Raw genomic sequence first — 13,946 nt, forward strand, 5'->3', positions numbered from 1 at the left:
CCTTTTTTTCCCGTGATTTTCCCCAATCACGGGTTTTTTGTATATAAAAAAAGCCAAAAAGAACAAGATTGTTCTTTTTGACCTTTATAGAATTATTTTGAAGCTTAGTGTTTCTTAAAGCCTAATACTGCTAGACCTGCTAAGAATAAGCCGGCTAGACTAGCAAGAATGGATACTTGCTCACCTGTTTGTGGAAGATTACCGTCTTTTTTAGTATTGGTATTCTTATTGGTGTTCTTATTGGTGTTCGTTGGCTTATCACTAGGCGTTTCAGGATTTTTATTAGTGTCTTCCGAATATACTGGAGCTGTCTTGGTACTAAAGTTTAACTCGCTTAAGACAACATTTTGGCTTCCCGGATCTAAAACGAGACGAATACCATCAAAACCAGTTGCTGCTTTATTTTTACTTTGAGAGTTAGTCAAACCAAATTCATTGATTTGTTTGCTACCATCGGTTTTACCTACTTTTTGCCAAGTGCCATTGCTACGAACATAAAGTGTTCCTTTAGCTTTACCAACTAAAACAAGTGAGTTAGCATTAGTTACTGGTGTATCGCTAACTTGCTCGATAGTTGCACTCTTGGATGTGTCATTTATTTTGGCTGTAAAGTCGGTAGTAAGTGAACCATCAAAGAGAGTTTGGATAGATTTACCATCAGAACTTGAAGAGTTTGTGAGTTTGAAATTAGAAGTTCCATAGACCGATAAATCACGTATTTTTAGCCAAGAAGATGAGTCACTATTTGCTACTATAAAGACGTATTGTCCAGTAACAGGGGTACTTAAATCAACTTGAGCTAAGCCGCTAGATGCAATATGGCCAACTGCTTGTTTGTCACTACCGTCTTCTTTGTTGCCAATATAAACAGTAGCATCTGTGAACATATCACCAGATGTTGCAGTATCAGTGTCACCTTGTTTTAATACGATACTTGCAATTTGTTGTGGTTTAGTTAGTTTTAATGTAATAGTATCGCCTTTAGCGGTGTTACGTGAGCTCCAAAATAGTGAAGTGTCACTGTCATCTGTTATGTTAGCAACACCATTATTTTGATAAACTGGAATTTGTGTGCTAGCCGTGCCCGTATATTTATTATTTGTGACTTTAAGTGGTGTAAAACCAAACCATGAATCTAAGTTGTTAAAATCACCATTGAGATTGGTTAACGTTTCAAAAACACCGTCACCAACGCTTGGAACAATCGCAGGTTCACTGCTATCTGTACGTCCATCTACAATAGCTTTAACTTTAGCTTGTGCGATCTCTGATTTTAGTGTAACCAAGTTTGAACCAAGTGTGTCAAGGTTGACTGGATTTGCGCTTTGAAGGGCCTCTGTAATTTCAATATTTGCTAAACTTGCTTTAGCCCAATGTGAAGCTGCATTAATCCAAGGTAAAGCATCGTTGTAAAAACCAGGTATTGCTAAGTGTTGTAATGTAACTGATGCTTGTGCAATCTTGGTAAGTTGAGCCTTGAGATTTGCCAAAGCTTGTGCATGTAAGTCGCTACCTGGAGAAGACTTTTGATAAGCCGTAACGAGACTTGAGAGAATTGGAGCTTTGGTTTGTTCATCGGCTGAGCCATGATCCCAATATTGGTTTAAATCAGCAAAGGCCTTTAAACTATCAAGGACTGTCGAATCGTTACCAGCAATTTCTGCTAAAACATTGTTTAGAGATGTTTGAGGATTATATGTCGATGAGTTCCACATATAATCAGCGTAACTACCAATACCAATCCAAGAGGCGTATGGTTCAATCATTGGATTAGAAGTGAATCCTTCGGTTGTTTGGTACAAATCATCAGCACGACCGACTACGGGATTGAGGTATAAGCGATCTTGATTAGAGTCGTTAACCGGGAAGTTATCCCAAATGAACAATTTATCTGTGTGATAAGTTTCTTTGGCCTTATTAATAGAGTCTGCTGTTATTTTATCTGAAAAGACGCCTTCACCTGTCCACTGAATATGGATATCTTTATCTAAGGCAAGTCCTTGTGCTTCTTTAAATGGATCTTGTGCCGAACCACTATAGTTGGTAGGCACTAACCATAAAGCCGGCAGATTATTTTTTTCAACATATTCTTGTTGAACCTTGTTTAAATAATAGGCTTGAGCATCGGCTAAAGGCGACCAACTATTGTTTGGATAGTTTGGTGTGCTATGAGCCGGGAAGACGGCGGCATCCGTGTCGTTGATGACTGGATTGATATCGTCTAAGGCGATATAAAATTGGGAAACACCAATTGAACGTAATTGGTCAAATTTATCAATTGTTGCTTGATAATCGGCTGTACTAGAGTAGGTAATATCATTACCTGGCGATAAGGCATAAACGAACTCTACGTGGTTTTTCTTAGCTTCATCTACGAGTTCCTTGATTTCATTTAACTTATCTTGTGGATATGGTTTACGCCAGTTTTCACGCAGATAAGTGTCATCTTTAGGTGAATAAATATAGGTGTTCATGCGATGTTGGCCCATGAATTTAAACATGTCTTTGCGGGCTTGATTAGACCAAGGTTGGCCATAAAAACCTTCGATAACACCGCGGATGCTCATTTGAGGAGATTCATAAACGGCTAGGTTGGTGACACTTTGTTTGTCGTTAATTGTCGTGATGACTTGGTTAAGTGCATAAAACAAACCGGTAGCATCCTTACCTTGAATTGCTAAGGCAGTTTGATTATTGATTGTACCAGATTTGATTAAATAACCGTTGTCTTTCAAATTGTTAACTGAGTTACCGTTTAACTGTCCAACCAAGTCACTGGTGGTTTGATCATCAGCTGTACCTATACTAATTTGGTTAAACGAGATATTATTTTCCTTTAGTAGGACTATAATTTTATTGGCTAACTCTTTATTGACAGCATCTAAACTACTTTGAATCGATACTGTTTGATCGGTATTCTTTGTGGCTAAGACACTTGGTGTAGAATGGTTGACATTATCAGCTTTGGCAGGATGTGTAGTGGCACCTAAAACTGTGACTAAACTGACTGTGGTAATCCCCATGAATACCCATTTTTTCCCTGATTTATACATTTTGTAATGTGTTTTTTTATTCTGCATAGTAAAGCCCCTTTCATCTGTAAATAAATACGTCTTTATTTTATTTTTAACCAGTTTGTTATGCAAGCGTTTTCTTTTGTGTTATATCAACTTTTGAAAGTTAATATAACAAATTTTTTGGTATAAAAAAACAGCACGAACTTAATGTTTGTGCTGTTTGCTGGTTAAATTAAGGTTCTTAAAATGGAGATTGCGCGTTAACTATTTTTCTAGGCATATTATGTTAGCTATTTGGATTTTTCCCCATAATTTTTTGACGAAGGAGAAACGGGTGCTTCTTTGAGGTAACTTAAGCTTTATAAAACCTGGTAAGCCAAGTTTTACTGATAGTTTTTTAAAACAAAAAACCGCCCTAAAAAGGACGGTTTCCTGCAGTTCCATATACGAAACTCTCTAGTTTATATCATGTTATTATTGTAACCGGTTAAATCATTTATTACAAGAGGATAATTGAATTTTTTATCCAAATACCGCAAATATGTGTGATTACCCATATGAGAGGTTTAAACTTTAGAAAGATGCTTTGACCTCTAAACTTGTAGAAGGGAGTAAAGTTACTTGAATACTGTTGTCTTCTTAGAAACTAAAATAAAATTTGCTATCAAAAAACAAAATAACCGAATGTAGTTACAACTCATAAAATTAATTATTCTAGAACTATTGAGAAATAAATCTGTTATAATCAGAAAAAAAGAAGCGCTAAAATGGTTTTAACAAGTTTTGATTAGTTTAGTTACTGGTACTATTAATAATAGTGCTTTTGCACATTCAGGTTACTGTAAGCTTGTATTAAATGGAGCCAATGTAATGATTGGATCAGGTGCAAGAAATTACTTTAATCCAAGATATAGGGGCGATTAGATGGCTAAAATAACAGAAAAAGAAATTATAGACGAGGTATATAATCTCATTTTAAACAAGAATGTCCAGCAAGACGAACGTGTAATTCTCGTGAATTTCAAAAACAATGTCGGGGCTAAGGCTGATTTCCAAAATGAATTGATGAAATTAGGTGGTGAATTACAACAGTTAGCAGTTAAAAATTTATCAAACAATAAAAAAATGAGTTTTGAAGTTAGCGAATTTAGTAAAAAGATCGCTTATTACGGAGAATTAAAATCAAACTGGGCTCGTGGATTGCTTATGATGAATATGATTTTCAGATAAAAAAGGACTTAGATAAGCAAAGTCTTTTTTTGCAACTTGTTACATGCCAAAAATGGCAAAGAAACATTAATATGTTAACGTTTTAGAGGCGATTTGGAATGCTAAAATTATAATAAAATGTAATTGGCGAAGATAAATGTTGCAGGATAATTAGTAATTTTTGGGGGAGTTGAATTTCAATGAAAGTAATTAACTTTAAGATAGTTCAGACGTTATTAGCGGTGATTTTTATGTTCAGTGTACCTTTTAATATATCTTGGCTAAGTTATATTATGGGATTTTTTCTTATAATAGCAATCTGGATACCGACAAAGAAAACAGACTTTTAAATGGTGACTACTTTAAAAAGCAAAATGGCCGTTTATAGAGCAACTTTTCCGAAGAAGAGTTGCTCTGTTTTTTGTATGGATTCCCGAAAAATGAAATTAGCTATTCATAATTGACGCATACGAAAAATCAACCTAGTGTGAGATTTCTAATTAATTAGAAAAATTCGCCACTGCATATTGAAAAAACTACGAAAGCCATAGTTAAGCCAGTTTAATGTTTTAATATTCATGTTTTTACTTTTTATTAAAAATATGAATTGACTTTAATTTCACTTAGCGGTAAGTTTGAGATATTAAAAGCAAAGTTAGGTAAGTTATCATGGGGAATTTAATGGAACGTTTACGACTCAACTCGACACGTTTTATCTTTATTTTAAAAGGTCTATTTGTTGGAAGTTTAGTCGGGATTGTTGTTAGTATCTTTAGGTTTGTGATTGAAAAAAGTCTAATTTTAGTTAAAGGCTTATATCAGCAGATGCATACGCAGCCTTGGTTACTTGGTGTTTGGCTAGTGGTGATGCTTTTGTGCTGTTATTTATGTGGTTTATTGATCAAAAGTGATCCAAATATCAAAGGCTCAGGTATTCCACAAGTTGAAGGGCAACTTGAAGGTTCACTCGAAGTTAATTGGTGGAGTGTTTTTTGGAAAAAATTTGTTGGTGGAATTTTAGCGATTGGGTCCGGCTTGTTTTTAGGGCGTGAAGGTCCTTCTATCCAATTAGGAGCGATGCTTGGTCAAGGTGTGGCTCAAGTTACTAAGCAACAAGGTACTGGCCAGCGAGTTTTGTTAGCCGGGGGTGCATCTGCTGGATTAGCAGCCGCATTTAATGCACCGATTGCAGCTACATTATTTGTTTTAGAAGAAGTTTACCATAACTTTTCACCACTTGTATGGACGACAGCCTTAAGTTCAGCGCTAGCAGCCAGTTGGGTTTCTTCAAATTTTTTTGGATTAGACCCAATTTTAGATTTAACAGCTAGCCATGTTTTTCCAGTTCAGTATTATCCATATTTGATTTTACTGGGACTTGTTTTAGGACTATTGGGCTATTTGTATCAATATTTAACACTTAATATGCCGAGTTTTTATCAACGGTTAAACTTCTTAAAGGAACCTTATTATTCAGTTGTTCCGTTTGTTTTGGTGATTTTTGTTGGCTATTTTTGGCCACAAACTTTGGGGGGAGGCAATAGTTTAATTGTTCTAACTGCCCATAGTTCATGGACGTTAAAAGTTATCTTAGGTTATTTTGTTTTACGCTTGCTTTTTTCGACTTTATCTTATGGTTCAGGCTTACCTGGGGGTATCTTTTTGCCAATCTTAACTTTGGGGGCCTTACTAGGAGCTTTAGTCTTTAATGGTCTAAATCTTTGGCAGCTAATGCCAGCTTATTTGCTGGTTAATTTTATTATCTATGCGATGGCAGGTTATTTTGCAGGAATTGGGAAAGCGCCATTTACAGCCATCTTATTGGTGACAGAAATGGTCGGTTCACTTAAACACTTATTACCTTTAGCAGTTGTTTCACTAGTTGCTTATGCCGTGGTTGATTTGCTTGATGGCGAACCAATTTATGAAGCTATGCTCCAAAAATTACGACCACAGGTTAAACAATGTGTCGGAACTTATCATGATCGCCTTGAAGTTCCGGTCTTTGTTGATTCATATCTCCAAGATAAGCAAGTTCGTGATATTGCTTGGCCTAAAGAGTGTTTATTAGTGGCAATTCGGCGTGGTGAAAATGAACAATTACCACATGGTGATACGGTAATTCGCAGTGGTGATACCTTAGTTTTTGCAATTGCCCATGAAAATCGAGCTTGGTTAAAAAATGAAATTGAAAAATTAAAATAAAAATACCCCACTAGTTTTTTTGATGCGTACCCAGTTTTCTGGACACGTTAAAATTTAATAAATTATCCTATGGATGCTTCCCTGTATTTTACAGGAGGCATCCATTTTACTTTGGATTGAATCCTTTGATTGTTATAGTAATCGATATATTTACTAATAATTAAATGAGCTGTGATCTTTTTCATATCCATAAAAGACCTCATTTTTAAGCCTTCCAAAGAAAGTCTCCATGACACAATTATCATAACAGTTGCCTTTCCGTGACATCGATTGAATAATCCTTTTAAGGTATTTCTGAAATACGCGTGCTGATACTGCCATCCTTGATCAGAATGCAATATTAGTCCTTCTATAGATGGGAATTTTTTAAAGGCCATATCAAGCATTCGTTTAATTTGTTCTAAGTTTGGATTTAACGACAAATCATAGGAAATAATCTCATTTGTATTCATATCTAGAATTGGAGAAATATAACACTTTCCCCATGAAAAACTAAACTGCGATACATCTGTAGCCCATTTTTGTAATGGTGCAGGTGTGCTGAAATCTCTATCTACGATATTATCTGTGCTTTTTCCGACTTTACCTTTATAAGAATGATAACTACGTTTTGGTGTTTTTCCTAACAAGTTCATATTATGCATAAGACGTTGAACTCGTTTATGATTTACATTATATCCACAATTCACTAGTTTTTTGTGCACTCTACGCACGTCATATCTACTTTTGTTGCGTTCAAATATTTCTTGAATCTTAGCCATCAATCCCTTGTTTCTAACTTTTACAACATCAACTTTATTTATCTCAAAATAATAGGTAGATCTAGCCATTCGCATGGCTTTTAAAAGATACTTTAATTGATATCCTTCTTCCCGGAGTTCTTTGATGAGCGCTGCTTTTTGGCCTTGAGTTGCGCAGCCCACTTTTCGTGCCTCAAGGCGATCCTTTTTTTATCACTGCAATTTTGGTCTTAATATATTCATTTTCGGCTCTTAACCGAATGAGCTCTTCATATTCGCTTTTTTCAAGTTTTCTTGGTTTTTGCATATCTCTTTTTTTCATAGTTGGGCTCCTGGATTTTCGACCTTTCTTTTAAAGATGAGTATGTTACGCATTTAATCACCGATAAGGCACTCGCTTATTTGGATGAATTTACTGATGGGCAACCACATTATTTAAATGTGACCTATACGGCACCACACTCACCTTGGGAAAAAGAGCAACATCCGGCTAAATATCGTGATTTATATGCGGATTGTCCGTTTGAATCAACCCCAGATTTACCAAATCATCCATGGCAAGTTGCTTCTTGTCCGGTTCCAAGCGACGAACAAAAACGCCGTGAATATTTGACTGGTTATTATGCAGCAATTAGTGCAATGGATGAAGGGATCGGTAAAATCATTGCTAAGTTAAAACAATTAGGTGTTTATGAAGATACCTTGGAAATAATCGTAGTCACTATGATATTTTTCCAACGCTAGTAGACTATTTACAATTACCAACAACTAAGTTACAAGATAAAGATTTACCAGGTAAATCTTTACGGCTAGTAATCGAAAATGATGTTGTCTGCGATGAACCCGAAGATACGATTATCTTTGATGAATATGGGGCAACACGTATGATTAGAAATGAACGCTTTAAGTTAGTCAAACGTTTCCCTTATGGTCCAGATGAATTCTATGATCTAAGTAGTGATCCACAAGAAGAAGTTAACTTGATTGATGCTAAGCAATATCAAGCAGAAATTAAAACCTTATATCAAAAAATGATTGCTTGGTTCAACCGTTACGCCGATCCAGCAATCGATGGAACACGTGAAGCGGTTAGTGGCTCAGGTCAATTAAAACTAGCCGGCGCTAAAGGCGATGGCCAAAATGTGTATCGCCCGATTAAACAGCATATGTTTGAATAAAAGCGGCTATTTGTCATATCGGATTGATGAAGTAGTCACCCAAGATTAAAGTTATTAATTTTGATTTTTGAGCTCTCTTTACTGAGTTTTCCAGTGAAGAGAGCTTTTTTTGTTTTTTTATAAAAAATTAGGACCAATAGAAATTCTATCAGTCCTAAAAATTATAGAGCCCGAAAAGACCCACGCCAAATTTTTTTGACGTGGGCCTTTATTATGTCTTTAGACCTAGTTGAGCACGAGCATCGTGCGAAACAAAAACCCACCTGCTATGCGGGGGGAATTATTATACAAAAAATCTCTTCTTTTACATTACAATATAGGTGTTCAGGCCATATTATAAATGAAAGGAAGAGATTAAAGCGGCAAATAAAACAAATAGTTTATCCCAAACAAAATGGATGTGTAAATATCACATCATCTTTGCTCCTAAATATAGAAGAAAAATTATTTATAATCAATATCGAGGAAGCTTAATTGAAATCTTTCGAAGATTATGTAGTTATAAAGGAGTAGAGATAATTGAAGGACATTTGATGCCAGATCATGTTCATATCTTAGTAAGTATTCCACTAAAACTTAGTGTGCCTCAATTTATGGGATATTCAAGAGCATAAAAAACATGATATGGTGATAGATAAATTGATAACTAATGACCCTTTTAAGGGTTAGAAAGTGATACAAACACCTCTGAGACGCTGGCTAGTAATAGAGGCTTATAGCCTCAATGCAAACCACCAGTTTGACGGGTGGTTTGCATTGAAGCTTATTTTTTCACCCCCTTTATTTATGTTGATTTCTAACAGCATAGGCATCTAAAAAGATTCTAACCATAACTTGTAGAGGTAACCGTGAAGAGACTTCAAATTCTGGAAAATAATTTTTTTTTGATTTATAGCCTAAAAATAAAAAATCAGCAAAGTTTACTAAGGTCCCAGTATTATTAGTTGTAAAAATAATTTTTGGAATATCTTTTTTTTCTAAATTCTTTGCAGCATATAATAACTCCTTAGTTTCACCATTAAGAGAGATAAAAATAACAAGACAATCATGAGTTATTTTTTTAGATAATATTTTAATAATATTGGGATCATCGTAAAGTTCGGTATATTTCCCCATTAATTGTAATTTAATTTGCAGTTCTCGTGCCAAGGATGTAGAAAGTCCTCTAGCGAAGACATAAACTAAAGATGCTTGTTTTACAGCTAAAATACTATCTTCAATTGTTCCATAATCTAGATTTTTTAGAGTATTTCGTAATTCAATTTCGTTTTTTAAAATTACATTTTTGATTTGTTTGTCTGCATCGTTCAATACATTATATGTAAAACTATGACCAATATTTTGCCGAACTTGTTCTCTATAAGCTGTATAACCAGAGTATCCCATTTTTTTTAATGTCCGAACAATAGTTGCGGTTGAAACATTTGCAAATTGGCTAAGTTGAATGATTGACATATCAGCAACTAATTTTGGATTATCTTCTACTATTTGCCATAGATGGAGTTCGGCAGTACTTAAATTAGTGTTCATTAAATAAAATCTCCTTTGTGTGATAATATGTAAAGCCTTTACATAAAAAGAGGAATAAAAGGGATGATTTGTAAAATCGTTACATAAAAAAACGTATACAATTATAGATGTAAAATAAAGCTAAAGGACTTGATAATATGATTTATACGGTTACTTTAAATCCCGCAATCGACTTATTTATTAATACAAATACATTATACAAAGATGTAGTTAATAGAACAACTAGTTATGATATTCAACCAAATGGTAAAGGAGTTAATGTTTCTTTTGTACTTAATAAATTAGGAGTCCCGACAACAGCTTTGGGAATAGGAGCAGGCTTTACATTAAAGTATATTGAAGATGAGTTAACTAAGAGAAATATAGAAAATAAATTTATAGAAACTAATGGAATTACTAGGATTAACGTATTTACAAATGTTGTGTCTAATGGGGCGGAATATAAATTAGTAAATCCTGGACCAGTTGTTAATCAAGACTCCCAAATTAAATTTCTAAAATTATTAGAATCTGTTAATGAAAAAGATATAGTTTGCATCTCTGGAAGTTTTTCTAAGGGAATATCTGAAAATTTTTTAGAAGATATTGCTAAAACTGTTACGAGAAGAAATGCAGAATTAATAGTAGATACCAGTTATCATTCTGTATTAAATATCTTGAAATATCATCCTTTGCTTATTAAGCCTAATGATGAAGAATTAAAATCTTGGTTTGATATTGGTAAAGAAATTACTCGAGATGAGTTAATTAATTTAGCACAGGAACTTGTTTTTCGTGGGGCTAAGAATGTTTTGTTGAGTCTAGGTTCCCAAGGGGCAGTGTTTATTTCGAAAGATAAAATATACTATGGAAATGCACCGAAGATAGTACCGTTAAATACAGCAGGAGCAGGAGATACATTACTTGCAACTTTTATTGCTGGAATGGTAGAGAAAAAACCAATTTTAAGTAACTTAAAATATAGTATTGCTGCTGGAAGTGATACTGCAACGCAAGAATGGTTAACAGATTTTAAGAATTTAGAAAATTTAGAGAAGCAAATAGAAATTTTAAGGAGCTGAAAAATATGAAATATTATGATCTTATTGCCGCAACTGGATGTGCAACTGGAGTAGCGCATACTTATATGGCGCAAGAAGCACTAGAAAAAGCTGCCCAGGATGAAGGATTAACTATAAAAGTTGAAACACATGGTCAAACAGGAATTGAAAATACATTATCTGATGAAGAGATTAAACAGGCAAAAGCAGTTATTGTTGCTGCTGATATTGATGTAGATATAGATAGATTTTCTGGTAAAAAAGTGGTGATAGTTCCAGTTGCTAAGGCTATAAAAGATGCGAAAGCTTTAATTGTTGAGGCCTTAGATGCTAATACGCCGATTTTTAAAAGTTCTATAACTAATCAAGAAGTTGTGACGAAAGAAGAAGAAAAAAATAATAATCAGTCAATAATTAATAAAATATATACTTCTTTAATGAATGGTGTTTCACATATGTTACCTCTTGTTGTTGCTGGTGGTGTATTAGTTGCAATCTCCTTTTTCTGGGGAATTTACTCAGCGGATCCAAAGAGTGACCAATATAATCAACTAGCTTATATGTTAAATACCATTGGCTCAACAACAATGAATTTAATGGTTCCAGTATTAGCCGCATATATTGGTGAGGCTATTGCTAAAAGATCGGGTTTAGTTGTTGGATTTGCAGCAGGAATGTTGGCATATAATGGTGGTGCAGGATTTTTGGGAGCAATTGTTGGTGGCTACATTGCAGGCGGAGTTGTTCTTGTATTACAAAAAATATTGGCACCATTACCTGATAAAGAATTTAGAGGATTAAAGGCAATCTTTTTATATCCAGTATTGGGTGTATTAATTGCGGGTATGTTAATGTTATTGATTACTACTCCAATGAAAGCTTTAAATTTAGGTATGATGGATTTTTTGAAAAATATGCAAGATGCAAGTCCAGTTGTCCTAGGTATTATTGTAGGAGCAATGTGTGCGTTTGACTTTGGTGGTCCAATTAATAAAGCTGCTTATTTAACAGGTACAGCTTTATTGGCACAAGGAAACTATTATTTTATGGCTGGTGTATCTGCAGCATGTATTGCACCACCTTTGGCTACAGGATTTGCTGTATTGTTAAAGCCTAAAGCATATACAAAAGATGAACGTAGTGCTGGATATGTTAATTTTCTTTTAGGTTCAACTCATATTACAGAAGGAGCAATTCCTTTTGCAGCTAAAAATCCATTATTAAATATTCCAGCTTTTATGGTTGGTTCAGCGGTAGCTTCTGTACTAACTTATATATCAAAAATTGAAGTTCCAGCCCCTCATGGAGGATTTATAATTCTTCCATTAGTAAATCATCCATTTTTATGGGTAGTTTATATTCTAATTGGTGCATTTATATCTGGAATTTTATTGGCAATAATTGCTAATCGCAAGTTGAAGAAAGAGTATAAGAATGAGAATACTATTCAAAATGAAGATAACACACAAATAAAAGAAAATATACAATCATTTGAACCAACAAGTATTTTAGAAGAAAATAATATTTTTGTTGATGTTGATTTAAAAGATAAAGATGATGTATTAAAGTATTTAGCTAATTTATCTGTCGAAAATGGGATAGCTAATAATGCTGAAAAAGTATATGAAAAATATATCATTAGAGAAAAAGAAAGCTCAACAGGAATGGAGCAAGGAATTGCAATTCCACATGCACAAGATGAAACTATCAAAGATGCAAAAATATTGATTGTAAAATTAAATCACCCAATTAAATGGGATTCTCTAGATGGCTCACTCGTAGATACAATAATTTCTTTTTTAATTCCTGAAAATGGAAGTAAAGATCATTTAAAATATTTATCAAATATGGCTAAGCTTCTAATGAATCAAAATTTTGTAACAGAGTTAAAACATGCGCACACGAGTAATGAAATTAAAAAATTATTTTTCAAATATTCAAGATAACTGGAGTGAGAATTATGTCAAACAAAATTGAAGCTTTAAAGAAAATGTCAAATGAAAATGGAGTTATCGCAGCTTTAGCGATTGACCAACGTGGCTCTCTAAAGAAAATGTTAGCGGCAGCTGCTAACAAGGAAGCAAACGAAGAAGATATCGTTGAATTTAAAAAAGTAATTTCACGTGAATTGACACCATATGCTTCTGCAATCTTACTTGATCCAGAATATGGCTTGCCAGCAGCAGCGATTCGCCATGAAAATTGTGGCTTATTAGCAGCATATGAAAAGACAGGTTATGATGTGACCGAACCAGGACGCATGCCTGATTTGTTGGCTGATTGGTCAGTAAAACGTCTTAAAGAAGCCGGTGCTGATGCGATTAAATTCATGTTGTATTATGATGTGGATGAAGATGCTAAAATCAACGAACGCAAACAAGCCTTTGTTGAACGCATTGGAGATGAATGTTTGGCAGAAGACATTCCATTCTTCTTGGAATTAATGTCATATGACACAGAAATCGAAGATACCAAGAGCAAAGAATATGCCAAAGTAAAACCACACAAGGTTAATGAAATGGTTAAAGAATTTGCCAAAGACCGCTACAATGTTGATGTGTTGAAGGTAGAAGTGCCGGTTAACATGGAATATGTGGAAGGCTTCAATGGCGAAAATGAAGTAGTTTACAGCCGCCAAGAAGCGCTTGATTACTTCAAAGCTCAAGATGAAGCAACTAACAACGTACCATTTATCTTCTTGAGTGCAGGGGTTTCAGCAAAATTATTCCAAGACACCTTATTATTTGCGGCTGAAGCAGGCTCAAGCTTCAATGGAGTATTATGTGGTCGTGCAACCTGGCGTCATAGTATCGAACCATTCGCAACTAAAGGTGAACAAGCAGCTATCGAATGGTGCCAAACACAAGGTAAGGCCAACATTGAAGAATTAAATACAGTCTTAGAAAAGACAGCTCATTCATGGTTAGATAAAAGTGGCTCTTTGTCAAATCGGATCGATGAAGTAGTCACCCAAGATTAAAGTTATTAATTTTGATTTTTGAGCTCTCTTTACTGGGTTTTCCAGTG

11 protein-coding genes and 1 pseudogene are annotated in these 13,946 nt (G+C 34.5%); 8 read left to right on the forward strand and 4 right to left on the reverse strand.

Annotated elements, in window-relative coordinates; genetic code table 11:
• Positions 1-104: 104 nt before the first annotated feature.
• Positions 105-3,080 (reverse strand): beta-N-acetylglucosaminidase domain-containing protein, encoded by a 2,976-nt coding sequence (locus QM017_RS00190; RefSeq protein WP_282708431.1) that lies wholly within the window; start codon positions 3,078-3,080, stop codon positions 105-107.
• Between the two features lie 861 nt (positions 3,081-3,941).
• Between QM017_RS00190 and QM017_RS00195 the strand changes: the two genes are divergently transcribed.
• Entirely contained in the window at positions 3,942-4,247 is a 306-nt protein-coding gene (locus QM017_RS00195; RefSeq protein ID WP_282708432.1) for a bacteriocin immunity protein, read from the forward strand.
• A 660-nt stretch (positions 4,248-4,907) separates the two neighbouring features.
• Complete coding sequence (locus QM017_RS00200) at positions 4,908-6,431, forward strand: ClC family H(+)/Cl(-) exchange transporter (RefSeq protein ID WP_282708433.1); 1,524 nt, start codon at positions 4,908-4,910, stop codon at positions 6,429-6,431.
• 62 nt (positions 6,432-6,493) lie between these two features.
• On the opposite strand, the gene QM017_RS00205 is transcribed toward QM017_RS00200, so the two are convergent.
• The gene (locus tag QM017_RS00205) at positions 6,494-7,354 is read right to left on the reverse strand and encodes an IS3 family transposase (protein WP_282708435.1); all 861 of its coding nucleotides are present in this window, start codon (positions 7,352-7,354) and stop codon (positions 6,494-6,496) included.
• Positions 7,355-7,364: 10 nt separating this feature from the next.
• Positions 7,365-7,493 carry a hypothetical protein gene (locus QM017_RS00210; RefSeq protein WP_282708436.1) on the reverse strand — a complete coding sequence of 43 codons (129 nt, stop codon included), beginning with the start codon at positions 7,491-7,493 and terminating at the stop codon, positions 7,365-7,367.
• Positions 7,494-7,495: 2 nt separating this feature from the next.
• Between QM017_RS00210 and QM017_RS00215 the strand changes: the two genes are divergently transcribed.
• From QM017_RS00215 to tnpA, 3 genes and pseudogenes are all read left to right on the forward strand, one after another.
• Positions 7,496-7,915, forward strand: a complete 420-nt coding sequence (locus QM017_RS00215) for a sulfatase-like hydrolase/transferase (protein WP_282708437.1) — start codon at positions 7,496-7,498, stop codon at positions 7,913-7,915.
• Positions 7,916-8,055: 140 nt separating this feature from the next.
• Positions 8,056-8,349: a hypothetical protein gene (locus QM017_RS00220; RefSeq protein ID WP_282708438.1), complete on the forward strand. Its 294-nt coding sequence runs from the start codon at positions 8,056-8,058 to the stop codon at positions 8,347-8,349.
• Positions 8,350-8,747: 398 nt separating this feature from the next.
• Positions 8,748-8,957: pseudogene (gene tnpA, locus QM017_RS00225) on the forward strand (IS200/IS605 family transposase); the annotation flags it as partial.
• Positions 8,958-9,129: 172 nt separating this feature from the next.
• Here the strand turns inward: tnpA and QM017_RS00230 are convergent.
• Complete coding sequence (locus tag QM017_RS00230; protein ID WP_282708439.1) at positions 9,130-9,879, reverse strand: MurR/RpiR family transcriptional regulator; 750 nt, start codon at positions 9,877-9,879, stop codon at positions 9,130-9,132.
• 137 nt (positions 9,880-10,016) lie between these two features.
• Between QM017_RS00230 and pfkB the strand changes: the two genes are divergently transcribed.
• The 3 genes from pfkB to lacD are packed head-to-tail and all read left to right on the forward strand — an operon-like array spanning position 10,017 to position 13,899.
• On the forward strand, positions 10,017-10,940 hold the full coding sequence (gene pfkB / locus QM017_RS00235; protein WP_282708441.1) for a 1-phosphofructokinase: 924 nt from the start codon (positions 10,017-10,019) through the stop codon (positions 10,938-10,940).
• Between the two features lie 5 nt (positions 10,941-10,945).
• Entirely contained in the window at positions 10,946-12,865 is a 1,920-nt protein-coding gene (locus QM017_RS00240; RefSeq protein ID WP_282708442.1) for a fructose-specific PTS transporter subunit EIIC, read from the forward strand.
• 14 nt (positions 12,866-12,879) lie between these two features.
• Complete coding sequence (gene lacD, locus QM017_RS00245; RefSeq protein WP_282708444.1) at positions 12,880-13,899, forward strand: tagatose-bisphosphate aldolase; 1,020 nt, start codon at positions 12,880-12,882, stop codon at positions 13,897-13,899.
• Positions 13,900-13,946 lie beyond the last annotated feature (47 nt).

This window comes from Ligilactobacillus sp. Marseille-Q7487 (assembly GCF_949152225.1).
Lineage (GTDB): Bacteria > Bacillota > Bacilli > Lactobacillales > Lactobacillaceae > Ligilactobacillus.